General features: G+C 69.0%; 13 protein-coding genes. 10 read left to right on the top strand and 3 right to left on the bottom strand.

What is annotated here, in order from left to right:
- The first annotated feature begins 230 nt into the window (after positions 1-230).
- From J8G10_RS12190 to J8G10_RS12180, 3 genes are all read left to right on the top strand, one after another.
- Positions 231-548 carry a WhiB family transcriptional regulator gene (locus J8G10_RS12190; protein WP_251445020.1) on the top strand — a complete coding sequence of 106 codons (318 nt, stop codon included), beginning with the start codon at positions 231-233 and terminating at the stop codon, positions 546-548.
- A 161-nt stretch (positions 549-709) separates the two neighbouring features.
- Positions 710-3,883 (top strand): glycosyl transferase, encoded by a 3,174-nt coding sequence (locus J8G10_RS12185; protein WP_251445017.1) that lies wholly within the window; start codon positions 710-712, stop codon positions 3,881-3,883.
- Positions 3,880-5,277 (top strand): DUF5719 family protein, encoded by a 1,398-nt coding sequence (locus J8G10_RS12180; protein ID WP_251445014.1) that lies wholly within the window; start codon positions 3,880-3,882, stop codon positions 5,275-5,277. The genes J8G10_RS12185 and J8G10_RS12180 overlap by 4 nt, the downstream gene beginning before the upstream one ends.
- A 46-nt stretch (positions 5,278-5,323) precedes the next feature.
- Here J8G10_RS12180 and J8G10_RS12175 read toward each other — a convergent pair whose 3' ends face one another.
- Positions 5,324-5,770, bottom strand: coding sequence for a hypothetical protein (locus J8G10_RS12175; protein ID WP_285814262.1), 447 nt, complete (start codon positions 5,768-5,770; stop codon positions 5,324-5,326).
- Between the two features lie 49 nt (positions 5,771-5,819).
- Between J8G10_RS12175 and J8G10_RS12170 the strand changes: the two genes are divergently transcribed.
- The gene (locus tag J8G10_RS12170; protein WP_251445011.1) at positions 5,820-6,026 is read left to right on the top strand and encodes a DUF3499 family protein; all 207 of its coding nucleotides are present in this window, start codon (positions 5,820-5,822) and stop codon (positions 6,024-6,026) included.
- 63 nt (positions 6,027-6,089) lie between these two features.
- Here J8G10_RS12170 and J8G10_RS12165 read toward each other — a convergent pair whose 3' ends face one another.
- Positions 6,090-6,935 (bottom strand): RDD family protein, encoded by an 846-nt coding sequence (locus tag J8G10_RS12165; protein ID WP_251445008.1) that lies wholly within the window; start codon positions 6,933-6,935, stop codon positions 6,090-6,092.
- 16 nt (positions 6,936-6,951) lie between these two features.
- On the opposite strand from J8G10_RS12165, the gene J8G10_RS12160 reads away from it, so the two are divergent.
- From J8G10_RS12160 to J8G10_RS12135, 6 genes are all read left to right on the top strand, one after another.
- Positions 6,952-7,944 (top strand): stage II sporulation protein M, encoded by a 993-nt coding sequence (locus J8G10_RS12160; RefSeq protein ID WP_251445005.1) that lies wholly within the window; start codon positions 6,952-6,954, stop codon positions 7,942-7,944.
- Positions 7,945-8,187: 243 nt separating this feature from the next.
- A complete protein-coding gene (locus J8G10_RS12155; RefSeq protein WP_251445002.1) occupies positions 8,188-10,266 on the top strand; it encodes a hypothetical protein in 2,079 nt (692 codons plus the stop codon).
- Positions 10,263-10,943, top strand: coding sequence for a LamG domain-containing protein (locus tag J8G10_RS12150; protein ID WP_251444999.1), 681 nt, complete (start codon positions 10,263-10,265; stop codon positions 10,941-10,943). The genes J8G10_RS12155 and J8G10_RS12150 overlap by 4 nt, the downstream gene beginning before the upstream one ends.
- A 16-nt stretch (positions 10,944-10,959) precedes the next feature.
- Positions 10,960-17,496 (top strand): RHS repeat domain-containing protein, encoded by a 6,537-nt coding sequence (locus J8G10_RS12145; RefSeq protein ID WP_251444996.1) that lies wholly within the window; start codon positions 10,960-10,962, stop codon positions 17,494-17,496.
- Positions 17,493-17,861 carry a hypothetical protein gene (locus tag J8G10_RS12140; protein ID WP_251444993.1) on the top strand — a complete coding sequence of 123 codons (369 nt, stop codon included), beginning with the start codon at positions 17,493-17,495 and terminating at the stop codon, positions 17,859-17,861. Before J8G10_RS12145 ends, J8G10_RS12140 begins: the two co-directional genes overlap by 4 nt.
- Before the next feature lie 1,135 nt (positions 17,862-18,996).
- Entirely contained in the window at positions 18,997-19,527 is a 531-nt protein-coding gene (locus J8G10_RS12135; RefSeq protein ID WP_285814309.1) for an RNA 2'-phosphotransferase, read from the top strand.
- Between the two features lie 82 nt (positions 19,528-19,609).
- Here J8G10_RS12135 and J8G10_RS12130 read toward each other — a convergent pair whose 3' ends face one another.
- Complete coding sequence (locus J8G10_RS12130) at positions 19,610-20,395, bottom strand: aquaporin (RefSeq protein WP_251444987.1); 786 nt, start codon at positions 20,393-20,395, stop codon at positions 19,610-19,612.
- Positions 20,396-20,514: the final 119 nt, after the last annotated feature.

Here is a 20,514-nt window from a genome sequence, read left to right as displayed (position 1 = left end):
CGTGGTTCAGAGTATCGCGCGCACCGCATCGGGACCCGATCCGGAGCCGGAGGGCCGGCGTTGCGCGGCTATCCGACACGCCGAGGCGACACGCCGAGCGCGCCGAAGAACGTTCAACGGGTGATTGAGGGTTTACGATCCGCGACTTGACCCACGCGAATGACACGGGTGTAATTAGTAGTGCAACGCGGCCCGCGGGGCACCCGGGGGGAAACGAGGGAGAGGGCGACATGACGGCTTACCGTTCAGACGTTCCCGACGACTGGTTCGTCGATCCGGTCCAGTTGGGGGTTCCGGGCGTCCGTCGTCCGACCGAGGGCGACGACAACACGCTGGCCTGGCAGAGCGAGGCGCTGTGCGCGCAGACGGATCCTGAGGCCTTCTTCCCGGAGAAGGGCGGGTCCACCCGCGACGCGAAGCGGATCTGCACCTCCTGCGACGTCCGTGGCGAGTGCCTGGAGTACGCCCTGAGCAACGACGAGCGATTCGGCATCTGGGGCGGTCTGTCCGAGCGCGAGCGCCGCAAGCTCAAGCGCCGCGCCGTCTGAGGCGCTCGGTCGACGATCACGCGTCGACGGCCCCGGCCATCGCCGAGCAGGCCCGCCGCCGGTGAACCCGGCCTCCTCTCCCCATGCATTCACCGGGAAAACGGTGACGCGCCCAGCCGGTAGCCGATCCGTCCGGTCCTCCCGCTTAGGCTGACCCCGTCATGTCTGCCCGAGTACACGCCGTCCTCGTCGCCCGTTCGGGGTCGACCTCCCTGGCGCGCCTGCTGCGCGCCCTCGATGCGCTCGCCGCGCAGACCCGCCAGCCGGATGCGCTGACGATCGTCGCCTGCGGTTCCTCCACGGCGCTGCGCGGCAGCGCCCGCGTCGCGCAGGCCGCAGAGGCCGTCATCGAGACGAGGGCCTCCACCACGCTCGCCGCGGCCGTGGCGCTGGCGCTCCCTCGTGTGGCGGATGACGCCGCGCTCTGGATCCTCACCGAGGACTGCGCGCCCGCCCCCGCGGCGCTGGAGCAGCTCGCCGGAGCGCTGGAGCGCTCGCCCGCCGCATCGATCGCGGCGCCCAAGCTGCTCAGCGACGTGGACGAGCATCGCATCGCCTCGTTCGGGCAGAGCATGACCCGCCTCGGTCGCGCGGTCGATCCCGCGCGGGGCGAGCTCGACCAGGGCCAGCTCGACGGCCAGGACGACACGCTCGGAGCGGATGTGCGAGGCCTGCTGGTGCGCGCCGGTCGGGGGCTCCGGCCCGATCCCGGCCTGGGCGGTCGCGACGAAGGGCTCGACCTCGGCATCCGCGCCCGCCTGGCCGGCGGGCGCATCGTCCTGGCTGCGGGCGCGCGCATCGCGGTCGACGACGCCGGCGGCGAGGGGACCGCGTCGGACGCGTTCGCCCGACGGCGTGCGCAGCTGCACCGGCGGCTGAGCTACGCCCCCGCGGTCGCCGTGCCGCTGCACTGGCTCTCGCTGCTGCCGCTCGCGCTCTGGCGTTCGATCACCCACCTCACCGGCAAGCGTCCCGCAGCGGTGCTGCCGGAATGGGGGGCAGCCGGCGTGGCGATGGTCTCGGGCTCGGCGGTGGCGCGTTCCCGGCGGGCGATCCGCGCGAGCCGCAGCGCGAGCTGGGCGAGCATCGCACCGCTGCGCACGACACGGGCGCAGCTGCGCGAGCGCCTCGACGACGGCCACGGCACGGACGCCGGCGTGCACGAGGAGCTGGGCTTCTTCTCCGGGGGTGGAGCGTGGGCGGTGCTGGCCGCTCTGGTGGCCGGGGTGGCGCTGTTCGTCTCGCTCCTTGCATGGCCCGCCCTGGGCGGCGGTGCGCTGCTGCCGATGCGGCAGACCGTCGCGGCGCTGTGGCGCGACGCCGCCTACGGACAGCGCGGTTTCGGGGTCGACGTGGTCGGCCCCGCGGATCCGTTCTCCGGCGTGCTCGCCGTGCTCGGCTCGCTCTGGCCGGGTGCGCCCTCGTATGCGCTCGTGCTGCTCTGGGTCGCCGCACTTCCGCTCGCGATGCTCGGCGGCTGGTTCGCCGCGACGCGCATCACCGATCGTGCGGGGCTGCGGATCCTCGCCGGAGCGGTGTGGGCGCTGGCGCCGACGTTCCTCATCGCGCTGTCCGAGGGGCGTCCCGCCGCCGTGCTGCTGCACCTGCTGCTGCCCTGGGTGTTCCACACCGCGCTGGCGGCGCACCGCTCCTGGGGTGCGGCGGGGGCCGCATCGCTGGTGACCGCCGCGAGCCTCGCCTGCTCTCCCTCGCTCGCTCCCGCGTTCGTGCTGCTGTGGCTGATCGGGATCGTATGGCTGCTCGCCCGGCGGTCCGTGCGCGGAGCGGTCCGCATGGTGTGGATCCTCGTCCCCGCCGTCGTGGTGTTCGCACCCCTCGCCATCTGGCAGGCGACGCGCGGCTCTCTGTGGGCGCTGCTGTCCGACCCCGGTGCGATCGTCGCGGCGCCGCAGGCGGCGGCGGATCCGGCCGGGCGGCTGGCGCTCCTCGGCGGGCTGCCGACGATGGACGAGGCCGGCTGGCCCGCGCTGCTGCATGTGCAGGGCGGCGCCCCCTGGGTCCTCTGGCTCGCGGCGCCGCTCGGCCTGCTCGCACTGGTCTCGACGATCACCCGGCGCTGGAGCGTCGGGGTCGGCTCCCTGCTCGTCGCGGCCTCGGGGCTCGCGACGGCCTTCGGCGTGGTCGGCATCGCGGTCGCGTTCGCACAGTCCCAGACCGTGCCGATCTGGCCCGGATCCGCCCTCAGCCTCGCCTGGATCGGCGCGCTCGGCGGCGCGCTCGTCACGCTGGACTGCGCCATCACCCGCCCGCTGTGGCGCGGCCTCGCCGTCGCCGTGACGGTCGCCGGGATCGTGGTGTGCGCCGTGCCGACCGGGGTCGCGCTGGTCACGGGTCAGGCGGCGATCCACCGCGGCGAACTGACCACCCTGCCCGCTTATGTGAACGCGCAGGCGCGCGCCGATCGGGAGCTGGGCACCCTGGTGCTCACCGCTCAGCCCGGCGGCGAGCTCGCCACCACCGTCGTCTGGGGCGAGAGCGCGACGCTCGGAGCCCAGGCCACCATGATCACCACGGCGGACACCCCGCAGGGCGCCGACCTCACCGAGCTCTCGGTCGATCTGGTGTCGGCGCGGCAGTTCGACGCCCCGAAGGCGCTCGGAGCTCTCGGAGTGCGCTTCGTGCTCCTGGAGCCGGCCCAGGGGAAGGAGACCTCGGCGGCGCGCTCGCTGCGGCTGCAGTCGGCGACGGCCCTGGATCAGCGTGCCGGGTTCGTCCGCGTGGGGGAGACCCCCCGCGGAGTGCTCTGGCGCATGGAGGCGGAGCCGGCGGCGCGGCCCGGGCCGAGCGTCGGTCAGCGGGCCACGGCGCAGCTGGTGGTCACGGTGGAGCTCATCGTGCTGCTCGCGGCCCTGCTGCTCTCGATCCCGACCCGGGCCTCGCGCCGCGCCGCGCGCGCGGTTCCGCGCGCGGTGGGCGTGCTCCCGGAGCGCGCGCCGCGCCCCGTCAAGCCCGAACGCGAACGGAAGGCGCGCCCGTCCCGGAAGGCCAAGGCCGCGGCTCCGTCGCTCGTGATCCCTGTGTCCGCGCTGGAGACCTCGACCGCTGCGGCTCCGGAGACGGCCTCCGCGCCGGAGACGGAGCCGGCCGCCGCCCCTGCACCGGAGACCGCGGCCGATCCCGCGCCCGAGGCGACGAGTGCCGCGATCGAAGCGGAGGCGCAGGTCCCGGAAGATCCGACGGCGGACGCCTCGAAGACGCAGCCGAGTGCCCCCGCCGCCGACGCGGGGGGTGACTCCGCAGCGCCGACGGAGCACGAGAGCGCCGCGCCCCTCGAACAGGAATCCGCGCCCGCGAAGGAGGCCGAGGAACGATGAGCAGCAAGACGTCCACGCGAGTCGTCGCCACCGGCGCCCGCCTGATCGCCGGCGTGGCGGTCTCCGCCGCGTGCGTCGCCGGCGCAGCCTTCGCGGTTCCGACGATGTGGCCGACCCTCGAGCGCACCCCCGCGCACGCGACGATCACTCCGGTCGCCGGCGACACGCTGCTCAGCTGCACCGGATCCTTCCTCGCGCTGGGCCGCGACGCGACCCAGGCGTCGCAGTTGAGCGTCGCGGCGACGCCGCGGCTCGTCAGCGGCACGGCGGGCTCCGCACTCACGACGATGCAGCTCGGCATGCCCGAGGTGCTGAACGGCGGCTCCGCCCCGGGGTTCAGCGCGCCGCCGGACGGCCGCAAGCCCGCCCTGGCCGCGGCGGCCCAGTCGCTGACCGTGAGCGCCGATGACCTCTCGGGGTTCGCCGCCTCCGCGTGCCGCCCGCCGAGCATGGAGTCGTGGATCGTCGGCGGAGCCGGCACGACCGGCTCGAGCGACATCCTGATGATCGCGAACCCGGGCACCGTGACGGCGAACGTGGTCTTCACCGAGTACGGGTCCCAGGGGGGCACGCATTCCTCCGAGCTCGTGGTGGCGCCGGGAACGCAGGCGACCGTGCCGCTGGTCGCCGGATCGGCGGGCGAGAGCAGCCCCGTCGTGAAGGTGACCTCGAGCGGTGCGGCGGTGCGCGCGGCCCTGCAGTCGAGCCTGATCCGCACGCTGGATCCGGTCGGCATCGATGTGCAGGATGCGATCGCCCAGCCGCTCCCGCAGTTCTCGCTCCTGGGCGTGCGCGCCGTCGTCGGATCCGATGACGACGACAACGCGTCCACGGCCGTGCGCCTGCTTGCCCCGGATGCCGACGCCACCGTGACCCTGCAGCCGCGCAGCGCCGCGGACGGATCCAAGGTGGGGGAACCGAAGACGGTGAAGCTCACAGCGGGCCAGGTGGGATCCGTGAACTTCTCGGCGCTGAAGCCCGGGCTGTACGCGATCGACGTCAAGGCGACCTCGCCGGTCGTCGCGGCGGCGTGGCAGAGCACGGGCTTCGTCAAGGGCTCGGACTTCGCCTGGATGACGCCGGCCCCGGTGATCACCGGGGAGACGGCGTTCGCCGTGGCCGACGGCCCCTCGCCGCAGCTGCACCTGCAGAACGCGTCCGACCAGCCGGCGACCGTCGAGGTCGCGCCCATCGACGGCGGTGCATCGCAGCGCGTCGCGCTGAAGGCGGGCGGTGCGGCCACGGTGTCGCTCGGCGCCTCGGCGGTGTACACGCTGTCGTCTCCGACGGCCGTGCGCGCGGCGGTCGTCTACTCGGGGATCGGGCTGCTTGCGGGATACCCGGTGTGGGCGTCAGACGCCGCGGCGGCGCCGATCACCGTGTATCAGCGGTAGGCGTCGCAGGGACGGAAGCGCGGACCCGGATTCCGGGAACGCGCCGTCACTCGTCCGCGTCGAAGCCGCGCTGGTCCATCTCCCAGGGCTCGCGGCCGATGTACTGGGCCGCGGCGCGGAAGACCGCGCCCTCGATCGCGAGGCGGCGGTGGGCCGCGTCGTCGTGGCCGGGTTCGAGCAGCCGCTCGATGGGTACGCGGAAGAGCACGATGCGCTGCGCCGCGGTGTCGACCAGCCAGCGCGGGAGGCCGTCGGGGTCGGAGTGCGCGGGCATCGCGGCGATCTCGATGCGCACCGGACGCAGATCGGGCCACATCGAACGCAGCAGCTCCACGGCCGAGCCGACGTGCAGGTCGAAGGTGTCGAGGCGTCCGTCCAGGGGCGGCAGGGGCGGGCGCACCACGGAGCTGCGTCCGAGGCGGCCGTGCCTGCCGTGCCGGTCGCCGCGACGCGGGACGGCCGCGGTGCGGCGGGATCCACGGAGACGGCGCATGCGGCAAGTCTAAGCGGCGCCGGGGAGCCCCACGGCTACTCTGAAGGGGATGTACGGACGACTCTGCTCCAAGGTGGGCTGCGCACGCGAGGCCGTGGCGACCCTCACCTACGACTACGGCGACCAGATGGCGGCCGTCGGCCCGCTCGGCGTCGAGAACGACCCGCATGCGCACGACCTGTGCGCGATCCATGCCGAACGTCTCTCGGTCCCGTCCGGATGGATCGTCGTGCGTCACGAGACGCTGCAGGCCTGACGGGCCGGTCCAGGGCGACGGGCGCTGAGATCCCGGAACGAAGGATCTGGATCCTCGATCGCCTCAGACGCCGACGCGCACTCCGCTGAGCTTCTGCACGCGCTCGTCGGCGATCCGCAGGGCGCGGGTCTCGCGGTCCCGGCGCAGCACGGTGGCGGCGATGAGGACGATCTCGGGCGGTGCGGCGGGGATCGGGGAGATGTAGGCCGATGCCTCGGTCAGCAGCTCGTGCGCGATCCTGGCGCGTGCGGCGGGCAGCAGCTGCGGTGCGCTGTCGAGGAACTGCGAGATGCGTCGGGCGAGTCGATCGGGCATCCGGGCGACATCGGCGATCGCCGCCCAGGCTTCGAGCCCGGCGGGCATGAGGATCGGCCGCGGGGCGAGTCTCGGGGTGCGCACCTTCTGGCTGTAGGTGCCGGCGACGAGGTCGCCGAGGCGCTGGGACCGCGCCGTGAACGCCGCGGTGAGGAACGCCACGGCTCCGAAGGTCAGATAGAGCTCGAAGACGCCGAGGAGCGCCCGGATGAGCGCGTGCCGGAATCCGGAGGCGCCCCCGTCCACGCGCACGATCCGGCCGCCGACCGCGAGCTTGCCGAGGCTGCGCCCGTGACTGAGAGTCTCGACGGCGCACGGCACGATGACGAACGCGGTGACCAGTGCCAGCACGCCCAGGATCCGGTCGAGGGCGGGATCCGCGAGCGCGGCGAGCAGCCAGAACCGCACGACGATGTAGCCGATGTAGATCGCCCAGCACAGCGCGCCGTCGATCAGCGCGCCCAGGGCCCGGAAGAAGAGCCCGACCGGCTGCACCTCGATCGCGACGGCCTCGCCGGACAGCACCTCGTCATCGTGGTCGATGGCCGCTGAATGCGCGTTCGCCCCCGGGTTCGGGGCGCTGGCATCCGACATGAGTACAGTAAAGCAGGTGGACGCCGACGCACTCGCCGATGCCAGGAGCCGAGAGTGGGCGCGCCTGGACGAACTCAGCCGGCAGCGCCTCGACGGTGCGGGCATCGACGAGCTGATCACGCGCTACCGCGCGGCCTCCGCGGATCTCGCCGACCTGCGCAGCTCGGTCGGGTCCTCCCCGCAGAGCGCACACGTCTCCACGATCCTCGCCCGTGCGCGGCTGCGGCTCACCGGGCAGAGCGACAACGTGCTGCGCCAGACCGGGCGCTTCTTCACCCGGCAGCTCCCCGCGGCCCTGTACGGCCTGCGGTGGACCACCCTGGTCATCGCGCTCGCCAGCCTCGCCGTGATCGTCGGCGTGGCGATCTGGATCGGCTCGGATCCGGCGCTCGTCGCAGCGCTCGGATCCCAGGCCGACCTGCGGTACTACACGGAGCACGCGTTCACCGACTACTACACGGAGAACCCGGCGGCGGAGTTCGCCGGCATGGTGTGGACGAACAACGCGTGGATCGCCGCGCAGTGCGTCCTTCTGGGGATCACCGGCATCTGGCCGATCATGGTGCTCATGCAGAACGCCGTGAACGTCGGCCTCGCCGTCGGGATCATGTTCGCCTACGGTCGCGGCGACGTCGTGGTGCTCTACCTGCTGCCGCACGGCATGCTCGAGCTGACCTGCATCTTCGTCGCGGCCGCCGGCGGTCTGCACATCTTCTGGGCCTGGATGGTGCCGGGCGCGCGCAGCAGAGGCGCGGCGCTCGCGGCCGCCGGGCGCTCCCTGGCGACGGTCGCGATCGGTCTCGTCTTCGCGCTCGGTCTCTCCGGGCTCGTCGAAGGGTTCGTGACCGGCTGGGGCCTGCCCTGGCCCGTGAAGATCGGCATCGGCGCGCTCGCGCTGGCCGTGTTCCTCGCGTACATGCTCCTCGTCGGACGGCGTGCGCACCGCCTGGGCGAGACCGGAGACCTCACCGAGTTCGAAGCCGGGACGCCGACGCTCGTCGCAGGCTGACTGGCCACGCGCGAGCGGCGTTTCGACCGTTTGCGTGACTATCTTTTGACTGGGTGTTCCCTTTGAGTTGGCTGATGGGCTAGCTTGATGCGCAGTCGGTCGGCGATGGCGCCGGTCGTGAGCGTGATTCCGCGTGAGGCGGAACTGGGGGGACGCATGCGTCTTGTTCGGGGTCTTTCTATCGTCGCGGTCGTTTTCGGTCTGGGGGCGGGTGTCGCACCGGGCGCGGGGGCGGTGACGAGCGTGTCGGCGAGCCAGGTGGCGGGTCACAGCGGTGGCGGCGGGGCGGCCTCGCAGAGCGCGGCACCCCAGCGGGCGCCCCAGGCTGCCGCACTGCAGCGGGCCGTGGCGTCGGGATCGCCGGTGGTGGTGGATGAGCTGACGACGCCGACGGAGCTGACCACGGCCCTGCCCGACGGCCGGATGCGCCGAGAGCTTTCGACGCGTCCGGTGCGGGTGCAGCAGGGTGATCAGTGGGTTCCGGTGGACACCGATCTCGTCGCAGAGGGCGACTGGTGGGTTCCGACAGCGTCGGCGGCGCAGGTGCGGTTCTCGCCGGGCGGCTCGGAGCTGATGGCGCAGACGCGCACGGCATCGGGCGAGTGGGTGTCGGAGTCGTCGAAGTTCGGGACGCTGCCCGCGCCGGTGGTCCAGGGCGACACGGCGACGTATCCGGAGGTCATGCCGGGTGTGGACCTGAAGCTCGTCGCCACCAAGACCGGCATGGCGTCGATCTACGTCGTGAAGTCGGCTGAGGCGGCGAAGAGCAGCGGCCTGGCGTCCCTGCAGATCGCCGTCGACGGCGCAGAGCTCACGAGTCCCGACCAGGGCCGTGTCGCGGCGACCGCGGACGACGGGTCGTCGTTGATCGCCGCGCAGCCGCTGTGGTGGGACTCGTCCGGCGGGGGGACCTATCGCGAGCCGGGGGAGGAGGCACCGCCGGCGCCGGTGTCGCACCGTCTCGCGGAGGACCAGCTGACGATGGACGTCGGCTCGTCGGTCGCCCAGGCGGAGACCGGCAGCGCGAAGGATCTGGTGTATCCGCTCTTCGTGGATCCGGACTGGAGCACCGGCATGTCGGACTCCTGGTACACGGACGCGGCGTATCCGAACGCGTCGTACCTGACGGCGGGCGCCTCGGATGTGCTGCGGGTGGGCAACTACGCACCGTATCGGTCGGACATGTTCTTCGAGTTCCCGCTGGACCTCGAGGGTTCGGATGTGCTGGACGCGGTGCTGAACACGACGCAGGTGGCGACCGCCGCCTGCCCGCCGGGATGGATCAGCAGTCACTACGTGACGATCTTCACGCCGGGTTACACCTGGAACCAGGAGCAGGCGTGGAAGCAGTCCGGCGACATGTGGTGGTCGGGGACGATCGAGTCGAAGCAGGGCGCGGGCTGCGGGGCAGGGCCGACACCGCTCGGGTGGACGATGACCGACGAGGTCGCGGCGATCGTGGACACCGGTGCGGAATGGGTGCATTTCGGCTTCACGGGCGAGGACGGCATGTCGCGCAAGCACTTCAGCCGTGACGCGACGCTGATCGTCGAGTACAACAACCCGCCCGACGTGCCGACGGACCCGCGGATGATCTCCCCGGCGGCGGTGTGCGGGACGGCGGCCGTGCCGGCGGCGGTCAGCGCGACGAGCGTGACGGTGCAGGTCGATCAGACCGATCCGGATCCGGGCAACGTCGACACGAACTTCGACCTCGTCAAAGCATCCAAGTTGAACAAGGTCGTCCAGGAGCACGCGTCGGGTCTGCTGGCCCAGGGGCCGCGCTCGGCGACGTTCACCGGGCTGACGGAGGGCGTGACCTACGCATGGCGCGCGATCGGCAGTGATTGGATGGCGGACGGGGTGGGGTACACGCCGTGGTGCTACTTCACGGTCGACACCACGAGTCCGCCGGTGCCGACGGTGTCGACCACGGCGTCGTCGTTCACGGTGGGCGCCCCGGTGAACGTGTCGTTGTCCGGTGCGTCGGACGTCGCCGGGTACGTGTACTGGGTTGCACCGTCGAAGTTGACGAGCCCCGCACCCGCGGTGCCGGTCGATGGGACGGTATCGACGACAGTCGCGCGGCCGGACTGCAACGGGCGGGTCACGGCGAACGTGCGATGGGCGTGCAGTGCCGGCGCCACCGCGGTGACGGTGATGCCGGCGCCGCTGGACGGCCTGTCTACACTGTGGGTCTCCGCCTATGACAAGGCGGGCAATCAGTCGGCGGCGACGGGGCTGGCGCTGTACTCATCGGTGTCGAACCCCGCGATGGCTGCGAACGTGGACGCCGGGCATGAATGGCAGTCACGGCGATGACCTCTCCGCTGCCGAGCACCGTGCCCGACGCGAACCCGTGGATCGGAGCGGGAGCAGTCGACCTGCTGATCCCCGCGGCGGCCGATACGACCACCACGGATCCGATCGATCCCCCGGGGTCGTCGCCGGTGCTCAAGACCGGGCCGTTGACGTCCAACAGCGATGCGATCGCCACGAGCGCGGCCCCGGTGAACGCGACGAACAGCTTCTCGCTCAGCATGTGGGTGAAGATGACTGCGGTCCCCTCAGCGGACCAGATCATCGCGCAGCAGGCAGGTACGGGACGGGGTTCGGTGCAGCTGAAGGTTCTCAGCACGGGGAACTACTCGTTCTGCCTCACGGGTGCGCCCGCTGCGGATGACAACGGGCGGCCGGTCAGCAACTGCGCTGCGGGTGGCACGGTCAAGGCGGGGACGTGGCAGCTGGTCACGGGCGTCTGGGACGCGGCCAACCAGCAGCTGCGGCTGCTGATCGGCACCTCGATGGTTCCCGTGGGGGCGGTCGGGCATGTGGTGGGCTCGGGCGACTGGAGCGCGAACGGGCCGCTGGTGCTGGGGCCGCCGCCCGCGGCGAACCGATTCTCGGGTCTCGTGGCGAACCCGGCCATGCTGCCCGCGGTGATCGCCCAGGGCCAGTTGGCGCAGTTGGCGGCGTTCTCGCTGCCGTTCACGGAGTGAGTCGAAGGACAGGACGATGATGACGAAGAAGTCTTCGCGGACGATGACGATGCGCCGGCGGGGGTGGCCGGTCGGGGCGACCGTGGTCTCGCTGATCGCTGGACTGCTGCTCGCCTTCCCCGGAACCGTACAGGCGAAGGAGCTGTCCGCACCGGTCCCCGACTTCGGAGACCCGGTGCCCGGCTCGGTGGCGGTCGAGGTGCCGGGCACAGCGGGCGCGTCGTCGTCGTCGAGCGTGCCGGTGCCCGAGGTGAAGCCGGTGGAGGCCGTGGCGGCGGAGCCCGTCTCGTTGCCGCTTTTGAAAACCGACGAGGGAGGGCTGTCGCGGAAGCGGAGCGTGTCTCTCGTCACGGTCGGGAAGGACGGGAGTACGCCGGCGGCGGTGGTCGGGGAATGGCAGTCGCTGGGCGGCTCGGGGATCCGCATCTCGGCGGCGTCGCCCGATGCCGAGATGTCGGGCGACGCGACAGTTGGCGCGAAGACAGCGCCGTCGCCGGCGCCGACCGAGATGCCGTCCTCGACTCCCGCGCCGTCCCCGTCGCCGTCTCCGGAGCTCAGTCCGTCCCCGACGGAGACACCGGTTCCGTCCACGACACCGACGGCGCCTGTCGATGGGGCGGAAGGTGCAGCGGACGTGGTCGAGGCAGGCGTGCTGAGCGAGAAGCAGGCCACGGCCGCAGGGTTCGACGGCGTGGTCGTCTCGCTCGTGCGTGCGGGTGCCCAGACTGCGCAGCCGGTCGCCGTGTCGATCCCTGATGATCTGGTGTCGCGCTTCGGAGCCGACTACGCCTCCCGTATCCGGTGGGTCCAGGTCCCGGACGACACGGGGAAGCGCACGACTGACGTGAAAAGCCGCAAGAGCAACCCGATTCCCGTTGCGAGCGCGCACAGCGGGGAGGCGACGGTACTGACTCCCGTCGTCGGAGCCCAGCCGATGCTGCTCGCTGCGATGACGACGACGACCTCGACGGCGGGGACGGGGGACTTCAGCGCGACGCCGTTGAAGTCATCGTCGGCCTGGGACGTGAGCGGTCAGACCGGCGCGTTCACGTGGACCTACGATATGCCGGTTCCCGTGCCCGGTGCGGGCCCGGCGCCGAAGGTGGGCCTGTCGTACAACTCGCAGTCGGTGGATGGCGAGACCGGATCGACCAACAACCAGCCATCCGCGGTCGGCGAGGGGTGGGATCTGATGGGGTCGGGGTTCATCGAGCGCCGGTATGTGCCCTGTGCGAAGGACGACGGGGAGACCGGCGCGGTGGCCACGTCCGGAGATCTCTGCTGGACCTCGGAGAACGCGACGGTGTCTTTCGCCGGACACGCTGGACCTCTGGTCGAGGACGAGGAGGCCGGCGTCTGGCGCCTGGAGCGCGACGATGGGACCCGGTTCGAGCATCTGAGCGGCACCGGAGACGGGTGCGCAGAGAACGGCACTGATGCCACGGACTGCTGGAAGATGACGACGACAGACGGCACACAGTACTTCTTCGGGCTGAACCGACTCCCGGGCTGGTCACCGGGGAAGACGATGACGGACTCGGTGTTCACGGTCCCGGTGTACGGCAATGATCCGGGAGAGCCTTGTCACGAGGCGACGTTCGCCGCATCCTCCTGCATGCAGGCGTGGCGGTGGAATCTCGACTACATCGTCGATGTGCATGGCAACGCCGAGGCGCTGTACTACTCCGCCGAGTCGAACCAGTACGCGCAGGGCGGATCGGGCGCGACGGAGTATCAGCGCGGCGGCGCGCTGGTGCGGATCGACTACGGGCTGCGGGCGAGCAACGTCTACGGCACGAAGGCCGCCGGCTATCGAGTCCTGTTCTCGTACGACCCTTGGGGCCGCTGCAACGACGACACGGGGGAGACCTGCTCCACGGGAAGCCTCGACGACGTGGCCGAGCCGGAGGATCCGGGGGCGTATCCGGACGTGCCGTGGGATCGGCTGTGCACGGGTGTCTCGTGCTCCGCGTCGCAGATCGCACCGAGCTTCTTCACGAACGCGCGCCTGACCACGGTGGCGACGCAGGCTCTGGTCTCGAGTTCGTACTCGACGGTCAACTCGTGGGCGCTGTCGCAGTCGTTCCCGGATCCCGGCGACGGCACATCGGCGGCGTTGTGGCTGACCGATGTGCAGCGTACCGGCACGGCGGTGGGGCAGTCGGCGGTCACCGAACCGGCGACGATCTTCCAGGGGGTGACGATGCAGAACCGGGTGAAGGTGGCCGATGGTCTTGCCCCCTTGGACAAGTGGCGGCTCTCGTCGATCCAGACGAGCCTGGGCGCGGTGGTGAGCGTGAACTATCAGGAGCCGCAGTGCTCCGCTGCGATGGCGCCGGGGATCCTCGCGGATCTGCCGAACAATGCGGATTGGTGCTTCCCCGAGTGGTGGGTGCCGGACTCGGACATCCCCCTGGCCGGCCGGATGGACCTGTTCCAGAAGTATCCGGCGAGAAGTGTGCTGGTGGATCCGCGCACGGGAGGTCCGCTCAGCAAGGTGCAGAGGACCGACTACGAGTACGGCACCCCCCAGTGGCGCTACAACGACTCTCCGTTGACAGTTGCGAACGTGCGCACGTGGAACGTCTTCGCCGGGGTCGACACGGTCGAGGTGTATTCGGGCGATCCGGCGGCTCCTGCCGCCCAGAAGGTGACCGAGTACACGTACTACCAGGGCATGAACGGTGATCGGGCGTCCGACAGCGGCGGGGAGAAGTCCGTCGATGTGACCGGCACGTCGATCGCAGATGAGCGGTGGTTCGCCGGGCAGATCCACCGGCAGAAGACGCGCAACGGCGTCGGCGGAGCGATCCTGTCCGATCAGGTGAACACGCCATGGGCGTCGGCGGTGACGGCCGATGACGGCACCAGAGATGCCCGGCTGACGGGTGTGAAGAAGACGGTGCTGACCGAGCCGCTCTCGACGGGCGGCAACCGGACCCTGGAGACGCGGACGACTTTCGACGGCACCTACGGGCATCCGTTGACGGTGTCGACCATCCCGTCCGACGCGGCGGGCCGGTGCACGACCACGACCTATGCGGCGCCGAACACGAGCGCCTGGGTGATCGGGCTGCCGAGCGAGGTGCGCACGGTCGCGAAGACCTGCGCCGATGCGGGCGGGGCGGTGTTCCCGCAGGATCTGGTCAGCGACGTGAAGACGACGTACGACGGGGGCGCGTGGGGCGCGGCAGCCACGCGGGGTCTTGCGACGTCGACGCAGGCCGTGGACCGGTACACCGGTTCGACACCGCACTGGGTCGGCACCGGCTCGACGACTTATGACGCGTTGGGTCGCGCGCTGGTGACCACCGATGCGCTCGGACGCACGACCTCGACGGCGTACACCCCGGCCGCGACCTTCCCGTTGCTGAGCACGGTGCAGACGAACACCGCGCCGTTCTCGTGGGCGACGACCACCACGTTCGAGCCGACGACGGGCACGACAGCCTCGATCACTGATCCGAACGGCGCGTTGACGACGATCACGGTCGATGCGCTGGGTCGCACGAGCAACGTCTGGCTGCCGCTGCACACCAAGGCCGCGTTCCCGTCGCAGGCATCGCTCGGGTTCACCTACACGCTGTCGCAGACTGCGCCGAACACGGTGCGCACGGTGAAGCTCACCGGGAACGCGGCGGTGGAGAGCTTCGAGCTCTTCGATGGTCTTGGGCGCAGCGTGCAGTCGCAGTCCCTCGCCGGCGGCGGTGGCACCGTGGTGAAGTCCACGAGCTATGACGATCACGGGCGTGCGTATTTCGTGGACAACGACTACTGGACGTCGTCGGTCGCACCGGGTTCGGGCTACTTCGTGCCGACGAGCGAGAGCAGCATTCCGTCCCAGGTGGTGACCGGATACGACGCGGTCGGCCGCGCGACGAGCTCCACGTTGAAGACTCTGGGCGCTGTGCGGTCGGTAACCACGACCGCGTACCCGGGTGCGGATCGGGTGGATCTGGTACCGCCTTCTGGGGGCACGGCCACGAGCACGTTCACGAATACGCTCGGGCAGAAGACGAAGCTGGTGCAATATCTGGCCGGGGCGATCAGCGGCACGGGGCAGGCGACCACGTACGGGTACGACGGCGCCGGGCGGATGACTGGGATGTCGGATCCGGCGGGCAACGCCTGGTCGTGGACGTATGACCTGCTCGGGCATCGTGTGGGGCAGAAGGATCCCGATTCGGGGGTGTCGTCGGCGACGTATGACGTGCTCGGGAACATGACCTCGACGACGGATGCGCGCGGACAGCTGGTCACGACCACGTATGACGAGCTGAATCGCAAGACGAAGATGTTCTCGGGTGACACGCTGGGGCCGCTGTTGGCGTCGTGGACGTATGACACGGTCAAGAAGGGTCTGGTGACCACGACGACGGCGTACACGGATTCCGGGTCGGGGGCGCTGGGGATCCCTGGTACCCCGGGGAAGGCATATTCGACGACGGTGGGGTCGTATGACGTCGCGGGTAATCCGACGAAGACGACTCTTTCGATTCCGGCGGGGGCTCCGGCGTTCGCGGGTACTAGCTACACCACGGACCTCTACTACAACGACGATTCATCCTTGCAGGCCAAGTCTGTGCCGTCGATGGGCGGGTTGCCTGCGGAGACGGTGAAGTACTCGTATGACGCATGGGGGCGCTTGTCCGGGGTGCGTGGGTCGAGCATCGTGCTGGGCGGGACGGTGTTCACCCCGATCGGGCAGCTGTCGCAGTTCAATCGGCTCTCGGGATCGAATGGCGGATACTCGACATATGGGTATGACCCGGCGACGGGGGCAGTGCTGTCGATCGATGACGTGGCGCAGTTCTCCGGTGCGGGGCATGCGGTCGCGTCGCGTGCGTTCACGAGGGACCCGGTGGGGAACGTGACGTCGTCGACGGTGGTGTCGGAGTTGCCGACCGCGGGCACGCAGAAGACCTGCTATTCGTATGACGGGTTGCGGGAGTTGACGCGGGCGTGGACTCCGAATGCGTCGTCGACGTGTGCGACGGTTCCGTCGGCGGGGGCGATGGGCGGGATCGCTCCGATGTGGAACGACTACACCTATGACACGAAGACCGGCAACCGGACCGGGCTGAGCTATCACTCTTCGACGGGGGTCGCTTCGTCGGTGGCGTACACGTATCCGGCTGCGACGGCGGCGCGTCCGCATGGGGTGGGTTCGGTGTCGGGGCCGGTGGATTTGGGTGCGGGGTCGTATGGGTATGACGCTGCGGGGAATCAGATCACCCGGCCGGGTCAGACGCTGACGTACAACGAGGTCGGGAAGGTCTCGAAGGTCGTCACGGGTTCGGCGTCGCAGTCGAATGTGTATAGCCCGGATGGGTCTTTGTTGTTGCGGGTGTCGTCGGTGGAGGGTGCGGCGTTGTTCGTGGGGGATACGACGCTTCAGCAGTCGGCGGGCAGCACCGTCACCTCGGGGGTACGCACATACTCTGGGTTCGATGGGAAGCCAGTGGCGCAGCGGTCCGCGAAGACGGGCACCGCAGGCACGACGGTGACGTGGGTGTTCACGGGCCTGGACGGCACTGTCGATACGACTGTGGTTCCGTCGTCGGGTGTGGTGCAGCGTACCTTCCGTGATCCGTTCGGTGTCCCTCTCGGTGGTGCGAGCGGGGTCTGGGGTGACGGGACCGGGTTCCTCGGCAAACCCGTGACCGCATCGAGCAAGCTCACCACGGTGGGGGCGCGCACGTATGACCCCGTGCTGGGGAAGTTCACCTCGGTGGACCCGGTGGGCGACCCCGACAGCCCTCAACAGGTGAATGGGTACTCGTACGCCAACAACAACCCGATCACCTTTAGCGACCCGACCGGGCTGAGGTTGGATGATTGTGGCGCCTACGCGGGCGGATGCGGCTCACCCGGACTGGTCTTCAGCCTTCCCAACCAGAATGTGCAGGCGCCTCCGTTGCTCCGCGCGCCAACGCCAGTGGCCGCGGTAGTCATAACGACCGTCGCGTTACCCGCGATCCCTGTGATCGACTGGGCCGCAGCCGGCGCTGGTGCCGCTGAGGCTGCGGCAGCCGCTGGTACAGCAGTCGCGGTCTTGGCAATCCTTGGCATGTTGCTCTCCCTCAGTGGGGACTCGTCCACCGCCCGCGCCGACGCACAAGCACGCGCGAACCAACCCGCCGTATCGACCCCCGCGGATCCCAAGTGCCCGCCAATCCTTAAGTGTCTCGAAGAGAGGGCCGACCCATGGGCGGCGCATTCGAAACCTGGAGATCATATTGTCCTGGGGCTCCGTGAGGGGCTGGATGACGTAGCCGGATCCGTTGGCGGTCGTACTCTCTTGGCGGACGCGAAGTGGATGGAGTCGCTGCAAAAGGCCGCTGCGGACTCGTCCACAAGATTCACTGTGAATCTCGACGGTATGACAGGGACTGGGACGTACAATCAGATAATGGGCGCAGCTCAACGCGGCGCATCCGGCGCAGGGTCAGCAACCGACTGGGAAATGAGTGTCTTGTACCAGATGGGAAGGCTTCCAGATGTCGCCTTCTTGCGTGACGGCCTTCTAGTAGTGAATCCATTCATACCATGAGCGAATATTTGATTGATCTTCCTGATCGAGATTTTCAGATCTGGGCGTACTCGGTAAGTATGGGGCGGCTTCTGTTGCGAAGCACAAAGAACGAAGTTCTTTCGACACGCATAGACATCCTTTTCCAGGACGTCCGTGCGATATCTCTTGCTGCTTCGCTGCCTGGGCTTGTAATGTCGGAGGCCGTAGGTGATCTGGGCGTGATGAAGAGCCTTGGATCGTATTCGTCTGGCAAGGCGATCTGCTATCAAATACAGTCGGGAAGCTACTTCGGGCATATCGTTGCGAGCGCCTTTGTCCACAATGAAGATGAAGGCGAGTTCTTCGATCCGAGCGTCCTGTGGCCCAGCGGCTTCGGAGTCTGATACGAACGCGCCCGAGCATGCCCAGTTCGAGCTGGGAGATCTAGTCCAGGAATGGCAGGGGCGTGTTGATCGTCCATTCGTCATCGACGGCTGCAAAGAGCTCAAGAGCGGGGCGCGATGCAAACTGCAGACCGGTCAAGTGAGTGGGGGTTCTTCCAAGTGTTCCTCATCGCGTTACCTGGAACGTTGTTCGCGGCAACAACGTGGAGCTTCCTGTACCAATTCTTGTACCCTAGGTCTTTTCCTTTGATGAATCAACCTACGTTGCAGCAATCATTCTCTGACACAATGTTTACGGCGCTAGTCTTCTCGATTGCGGGACTTGTGCCCCTGGCTATTTTTGCGGGCTCACTAGATGGGCGAAAGATTCGCGATCGACGGAAGATGTTCCGGTACGCGATCGCATCAAACGGCGCATGCGCAGTTCCTGTCGTGCTCGTCTTTTCCTGGGGTATGATGCCGATTTGGCTCTCTCTTCCTGTGTCGGCCACCCTCGCGCTCTTTGGTGCTGCAAGCATGACATTCTGTGTCGTGACATTTGCGCGAATGGCGGATCGTCGAAGAGGTGGCACGGAGGAAGTGGTGTGAGCGATTTTGATGTGATTCGAACGGGAGTGTAGTCTCTTCCGGTCGCGACACTGGCTAGTACGAGAGTTGGACGTGGGGTTCTGGCGGCAGCTGGGGTGACGACTACCTGGTAGCCGAGGTTTTCGAGGTCTCGAATGGCCCGTGCGCGGGCGCGTTGCGGGTCGCGGCGGGTGTAGATGCGGGGAATCAGTGTCTGCGAAGGCGGGTAGGCGCGCACGACGGTGACATGGCTGTTCTCGGGCCTGGGCGGCACGGTGGACACGACGGTGGTTCCGTCCATGGGCGTGACATTCGTCGGATGGCTGAACGTATTCGATCTGTGCTCCGCGAATCTTGATAGATCTCGATCTCACTGCCACGCCCGGAGGGGGCTGCGGATCATGCTGGTAGAACCATTTCTTACGCACAACGATTAACGATTCTGTTGACTTGGGTCACGATTTCCGCAGCCATGTTGGCGGGATGCGAAGGTCCCTATTGTTTCGGACCATTTTCGAGGGCTTTTGGTCGAGGAAGGTAAGGCGATGGCGGTGAGCGCGATCAAGAGCTGAGTCGAGCTGTCTCCCATGCGCTTCGACATGAGCCATGGGTGTACGAGCTCGAGCTAGATGAAGAGGGCTGGGTGCCGGTTGGTCAGTTGCTCGCAGCGTTGAACGAGAAGGGTCGTGATTGGCAAGAGGTTGATCGTGACGCGCTCGAAAGGATGTTGACGAATGCGACCAAGCGTCGGCACGAACTCGATGGCGACCGCATTCGCGCTCTCTACGGTCACTCGGTGCCAGGTGGAGTTCACAAGCTGCCGTCGACGCCCCCTGCTGTGTTGTTCCGCGGAACGGCCCCGGAGGCCTGGCCCGAGATCGAATCCAGCGGTCTGCTGCCGATGGCGCGCCAGTTCGTGCACCTGTCCGTGGATCGAGCTGTCGCACTCTCGGTGGGCCGGCGCAAGAGCGAACAACCGGTGATCATCGAGGTCGATGCGGAAGCGGCTGCTTCGGCAGGTATCGCGTTCTACAAGGGCAACGACCTCGTCTGGTTGGCGGGAAGCATCCCGAGCCGATTCTTGGAGCTGCGCGGGTAGTGGTGATGGCTGCGGTCCATCTCCACGTGAGGACGTCTGCTGCCTTGCCTGATGCGCGACGATGCGTTCTACGTCGGAAGTCTTAGCCCTGCGCGGCCGTCGCGCCTCGACCGTCGAACAGCGCGCGATAGGTGAAGCCGGCGATGAGGGCGCCGAGGACCGGGAAGACGAGGAAGACCCACAGCTGGGTGAGCGGTGCGACTCCGCCGTAGATCGCCGTGGACAGCGAACGTGCGGGGTTCAGCGAGGCGTTGTCGACGGGCAGGGTCGCGAGCACTCCGAGCGTGAGGGTCAGACCGATCGCGATACCGGCGAACGGTGTGCCGCGCAGCGGGTGGGTGACTCCGAGGATCACGAACAGGAACAGCGCGGTGAACACCACTTCGACGATGATGGCCGCCCAGATTCCGAACCCTCCGGGGGAGAGCGCGCCCCAGCCGTTGCTCGCGAAACCCGCGTCCTGCGCGCGGGGCAGCCAGCCGTCCGGGCCGAACGTGCCGATCAGCGTCAGCACGGTCGAGGCCACGAGGCCGCCGACGCACTGCGCGACGATGTACGGGCCGGTGTCCTTCCAGGCGATCCGTCCCGCCGCCGCCGCGCCGAGGGTGACCGCGGGATTGAAGTGGCCGCCGGAGATGGGGCCGAAGGCGTAGACGCCCACCAGCACGGACAGCCCGACCGCCAGGGCCACCGCCAGATAGACGGAGCCCTGCGCACCGGGATCGGTGAAGTGGCTCGACGCGAACAGCGCGGTGCCCATGGCCGCGACGACGAGCAGGAACGTGCCGAGTCCCTCGGCGACGAGGCGCGCGGCGAGGGGCGATGCCGGGGCGGGGAGCTCCGGCGCGTCGATGGGGGAGGAGGACATGGGGCTCCTTGCTCTCGGGCGCCGTGCGGGCGCCGCTGTCCGTGAGCGAGACTACCCGCGATGCCCGGAACGGCGCGGCAACGCCGACGGCCCGCCCCGGGATCGGGACGGGCCGTCGG

Source organism: Microbacterium sp. USTB-Y, from assembly GCF_023703415.1.
In the GTDB taxonomy this organism is placed as follows: domain Bacteria; phylum Actinomycetota; class Actinomycetes; order Actinomycetales; family Microbacteriaceae; genus Microbacterium.
This window is presented reverse-complemented; position numbering and strand designations above follow the sequence as displayed.

Bases quoted from the DNA above. Each gene is read 5' to 3' on its own strand.
- J8G10_RS12190 (WP_251445020.1), top strand. From the start codon at position 231: ATGACGGCTTACCGTTCAGACGTTCCCGACGACTGGTTCGTCGATCCG.
- J8G10_RS12185 (WP_251445017.1), top strand. From the start codon at position 710: ATGTCTGCCCGAGTACACGCCGTCCTCGTCGCCCGTTCGGGGTCGACC.
- J8G10_RS12180 (WP_251445014.1), top strand. From the start codon at position 3,880: ATGAGCAGCAAGACGTCCACGCGAGTCGTCGCCACCGGCGCCCGCCTG.
- J8G10_RS12175 (WP_285814262.1), bottom strand. From the start codon at position 5,770: ATGCGCCGTCTCCGTGGATCCCGCCGCACCGCGGCCGTCCCGCGTCGC.
- J8G10_RS12170 (WP_251445011.1), top strand. From the start codon at position 5,820: ATGTACGGACGACTCTGCTCCAAGGTGGGCTGCGCACGCGAGGCCGTG.
- J8G10_RS12165 (WP_251445008.1), bottom strand. From the start codon at position 6,935: ATGTCGGATGCCAGCGCCCCGAACCCGGGGGCGAACGCGCATTCAGCG.
- J8G10_RS12150 (WP_251444999.1), top strand. From the start codon at position 10,263: ATGACCTCTCCGCTGCCGAGCACCGTGCCCGACGCGAACCCGTGGATC.
- J8G10_RS12145 (WP_251444996.1), top strand. From the start codon at position 10,960: ATGATGACGAAGAAGTCTTCGCGGACGATGACGATGCGCCGGCGGGGG.
- J8G10_RS12140 (WP_251444993.1), top strand. From the start codon at position 17,493: ATGAGCGAATATTTGATTGATCTTCCTGATCGAGATTTTCAGATCTGG.
- J8G10_RS12130 (WP_251444987.1), bottom strand. From the start codon at position 20,395: ATGTCCTCCTCCCCCATCGACGCGCCGGAGCTCCCCGCCCCGGCATCG.